Source organism: Elusimicrobiota bacterium (genome assembly GCA_040757695.1).
GTDB lineage: Bacteria > Elusimicrobiota > UBA8919 > UBA8919 > UBA8919 > JBFLWK01.
Genome location: JBFLWK010000159.1, coordinates 1 through 2672 on the forward strand (window position 1 = coordinate 1; position 2672 = coordinate 2672).

The window sequence follows — 2672 nt, forward strand, 5'->3', positions numbered from 1 at the left end:
ATCCCAGCATCAGTTAGTTCGTTGCCTTATTAACTGTGGGATTTGGTGTTGGACTGGTCGCTACCCTTTATCCAGTTCGGACTTCCACCGACAAGAATTCAAGGAACTTTCTTGGCACACTCATTTCGCTACTCCAAATTTTTGTAGATTTTCTATTTGTGTACAGGTATAATCAAAAAATAATTTGATTCCGCCTGTAACGCCATGTCTGTTTTTAGTAATGATAAAATTCAACACTTTTTTTTCCTCTTCAAGCCATGGTAATTTCGTGTCTGGATTTTTGTCAGGATAGTGTTGCCATTTCCAGAACAGCATCCCAACAGTATCAGCATTCTCTTCTATCCCGCCAGATGATTTTAAGTCGGATGATTGCGGGATTCTGTTCGGTCTTTTGTATATTTCTCGGTTCAATTGTGAAGCAACCACAACCGCTATATTATTTTTTTTCGCAATCATTTTTAGTTCCCGTGCTGTAAAAGACAACGACAGGGCAAATCTTTCTAATTCTTTATCTGTGAATTTAATATGCTGTATAAAATCAACCATCAGCACATCCGGCTTGTATTTTTGAGCGGCAACTGCAATATCGTTAATGAAATAATCGCCATCCAGCACAATTAGTGGTTTTTCCCATAACATACCGACTTGCGATAAAATTTTACTGTAGTCCTGTTTAGAAAGAAATTTTGGAAGCCTGAGGTATTTATGTGGCACCTTTGTTTTCATTGAAAGAAGCCGTAAAAATAACTCTCGCTTATACATCTCAAGTGAGACGAACAACACTTTCTTATTCCGCATTATCAAGTTATACGCTAATGATAACAAAAAAGAGGTCTTGCCATGCCCGGGTGGTGCGCCAACAACAAATAATTCCTGCCTGAATATACCGCCTATTAACTCATCTATATCTACAAAACCTGTCGCCAGTTCAGTTGAACCTTCTTTTTGTTCATATAAATAGTCCACAACTTTATCCAGTTCTTCTTTTAAGTTGAAGTCATTAGTAGTATTTGAATCACAAATTATATCGGTCAAGTCCTTTATCGCTTGCTGAATAAAATCATTAACGCTACTATCAATTGGTCTGATATCCTGTATTTGTTGGTGGAGTTCTTGAATCTTAACTTTCAATTTTCTGACTTTAACCGCCTTTTTTAACATTCGAACATAGTCATCAAATATATCAACAGTGGTTTTAACTGCCTCTATACATTCTGTAATTGAGTTCCATAGTTCAGCATCAGTTCGGGCACTTTTCAGAATTGTTTCATCAAAACCGCCACTTTTATTTAATTCTAAAATATACGAATACAGTGCCCGTGTTTGATTGTAATGAAAATCACAAGTTGATAGTATATACTGTGCCTTTTCCATAAGTTTACAGTCCAGTATCAAACACCCAATAACCGCTTGTTCAATTTGTTTTGTTTCGCTGTTCATCTTCTTCGCGCTCCTTTTTAAGCATTCTTAATCTTGCCCGATTTTTTTCAAGTTCCGCTGTTAAATCTTCGTAGTACGGTTCCGGTGATGTTTTATCAGGGTTTTCTCTGGTTTTGAAATTATAGTGTTCTGATATTTTTGATAAGTCCTCGTCTATATATTTATGAACCGTTTCAAGTGTCCACTTAAAAGTCGTATGCTCATTCAGCCAGCACATCACTTCCTTTAGCCGTTCATCACTATATCCTTCTATCGGTTTAGCAGGTCTTAATTCCCGTTTAAGTGCCGCAGACGCCTGCTTGGGATTATAGAACTTAAAATCCTTATATTGCCAGTAGAGCCCGATTATCTGCAAGTCTCTTCTACTGCTTGTTAATAATGAATCAAGGTAAGTATTAAAATCAAAAGAGCCCTCGTTCGCACTTTTAGTGCGAACATTCTTTTGTATAGTTTCTTTTGTACAGTTTCTTTTGTATATATTTCTTTTGTATGTGTCAATTTTGACACTACCTGTTGTCAATTTTGACACTACCTGATTGTCAATTTCGACACTACCTGTTGTCAATTTTGACACTGCTGGTGTCCGTTTTGATACTACCCACTTTTCGTAATCTTTCTGAAAACCATATTTATTCCCATGTTTGATAATGATATTTTTAAGTAATAATTTCTTTAACGCTTTGCATACCTGACTGCGAGTTAAACCAGTCATATCCATAAATTGGGACAGACTAATATAGTCAAACTTTTTTTTCTTATTCGTATGCCCGTCTACCCACCCCCATGTTTTACGCCAGATGACCCAGAGTATACTCCATTCCGCTGGACTGACAACTATTAACGCCAGTTGTTCCGCAATTTCATTTGCGATGTCAATATGCCCGTGTTCTGCCTGTGGATTCGCCATTTCTGCTCCTTAACTTTCGCCCTCAACTTCAAATCCTGTTTCTACCCATTGTCCTGTAGCAATATCACGAATTAAAAGAGACCAACAAGTCGCATCTTTTTCTGAGTCATTTATTTTTAACATTAAAAAATCCTTATCCATTAACTCAAGCATTAAATCTATTATGTGATTTTTATCTCTAATAATCTTATTTCCTAATAATTCCAAAACAGCAGAAGGGTTTTTATACAGCCATCGTTCTAAAAATACCCTTAAAACTTTTATTTCATCATCAGAACAATCTCTTAACTTACCAATCATACTTTTTTCTTTCTTTTTGCGGTTT

General features: G+C 36.2%; 3 protein-coding genes. All 3 read right to left on the reverse strand.

The genetic code is table 11. The features are described from left to right. Positions 1 to 120: 120 nt before the first annotated feature. Positions 121 to 1440: a DnaB-like helicase C-terminal domain-containing protein gene (locus AB1349_13540; protein ID MEW6558348.1), complete on the reverse strand. Its 1320-nt coding sequence runs from the start codon at positions 1438 to 1440 to the stop codon at positions 121 to 123. Next, positions 1415 to 2347, reverse strand: a complete 933-nt coding sequence (locus AB1349_13545) for a replication protein (protein MEW6558349.1) — start codon at positions 2345 to 2347, stop codon at positions 1415 to 1417. The genes AB1349_13540 and AB1349_13545 overlap by 26 nt, the downstream gene beginning before the upstream one ends. Positions 2348 to 2356: 9 nt before the next feature. Then, positions 2357 to 2672, reverse strand: a 316-nt coding sequence (locus tag AB1349_13550; GenBank protein MEW6558350.1) for a hypothetical protein, incomplete at its 5' end; no start/stop codon positions are given.

Coding starts and splice junctions, on each gene's coding strand:
- AB1349_13545 (MEW6558349.1), bottom strand. CDS start 2,347: ATGGCGAATCCACAGGCAGAACACGGGCATATTGACATCGCAAATGAA.
- AB1349_13540 (MEW6558348.1), bottom strand. CDS start 1,440: ATGAACAGCGAAACAAAACAAATTGAACAAGCGGTTATTGGGTGTTTG.